Annotated in this window: 2 protein-coding genes and 2 pseudogenes; all 4 read left to right on the top strand. The window is 35.5% G+C overall.

All coding sequences use genetic code 11. The features are described 5' to 3' along the window. Positions 1-244: pseudogene (locus O9290_RS24745) on the top strand (Uma2 family endonuclease); the annotation flags it as partial. 12 nt (positions 245-256) lie between these two features. Beyond that, positions 257-440 (top strand): annotated as a pseudogene (locus O9290_RS24750) (hypothetical protein). Between the two features lie 211 nt (positions 441-651). Then, a complete protein-coding gene (locus O9290_RS24755) occupies positions 652-1002 on the top strand; it encodes a CU044_2847 family protein (protein ID WP_002762880.1) in 351 nt (116 codons plus the stop codon). A gap of 1 nt (position 1003) precedes the next feature. Next, positions 1004-1300 (top strand): Uma2 family endonuclease (locus O9290_RS24760; protein ID WP_288026760.1); only part of this gene is annotated, 297 nt, incomplete at its 3' end.

Genomic DNA, 1300 nt, shown 5'->3' on the forward strand with positions numbered 1-1300 from the left:
AACTAGAGATTATGACCGTACTGATAAGTTTAAGTTTTATCGCTCAATTCCTGAGTTTAAAGAATATATTTTGATTGATCAATACCGTTATTATGTTGAGCAGTTTTATCAACAAAATAATGGGGAGTGGTTGTTTAAAGCCTCTGAATCAGACAAAGATGCTTTAAGGTTTCATTCTGTGGATTTTCAAATGTCATTGCAGGATATTTATCAACGCATTGATTTTAATTTAAGTGAAGAATAATGGTTCTTTGGTTTGTCTTATGCAACGGACAGGATTATAAGAGATGAAACCCTTATAGAGAAAAACATTTGGTGATTTTTGTCAATTGTTTCTGATCTAGAGCGAACTAATTAATTAAATCTCTTGCCAGATAAGGATTTAGTTGATCTATGCAACCCCATTGAAATACCAAGTAACGAAGAACCATATATCTTAGCGAATTTTTCAAGCTAGGGCTTGCTACCTTGTAACCTGATATGGGAATTGATGACGCTCGGCGATTTGCGCCTGGAGAGGTAATACTTCTCCCTCTACATTTATGCTACCCCAGGAGAGTCCTCCCATAGAATCAATACTAATGGCTACTTGACAACCACCTCCTGAACGGTTACGATTAACATTTATGCAAAAATTAAGGTGAGGATAAAATGTCAATAAAAATCACAGAAATACAAGCCTCCGATGGCGCAAAAATTTATATGCAGTACGAAGAAGGTGATAGGGAGCAATTGCAAGCAGTAGGATTTTTCGAGGATATAGAAGAAAGAACAAAAAATTTTCAAGCAGGAGTTACTAATATTGTTAATGAATATGCACAATTGTTATTAACTTCGATAAAACAGGGAGTTTCCCAAGCCAATCCACCCAGTAAGGTTACTTTAGAATTTGGGTTACAAGTTGGGGGCGAAACGGGGATTCCTTTGGTGACAAAAGGTTCAGCACAAGCTAATATTAAAGTTGCTATTGAATGGCAATTTAACCAAGATAAGGGAGGTTAGTATGCAAGTTCAAATCGAAAAACGCTATTACACGCCTGAAGAATACTGTCAGCTAGAAGAAATAGCAGAATACAAAAATGAATATCTAGATGGAGAAATTACTCCAATGGTAGGAGCAACTACTAATCATAATCTGATTGCTTTAAATTTCTGTAGGAATTTTCCGACTAAGATTAACAATCAAGATTATTGGGCTTTTATGAGTGATGTACGGTTATGGATGCCAAGATATCGCTTTTATACTTATCCTGATGTCATGGTGATTAAAGACAAACCATTATATGAAGGAAAAGGCACA

It is taken from the genome of Microcystis sp. LE19-41.2A (genome assembly GCF_027530405.1).
In the GTDB taxonomy this organism is placed as follows: domain Bacteria; phylum Cyanobacteriota; class Cyanobacteriia; order Cyanobacteriales; family Microcystaceae; genus Microcystis; species Microcystis aeruginosa.

Coding starts and splice junctions, on each gene's coding strand:
- O9290_RS24755 (WP_002762880.1), top strand. CDS start 652: ATGTCAATAAAAATCACAGAAATACAAGCCTCCGATGGCGCAAAAATT.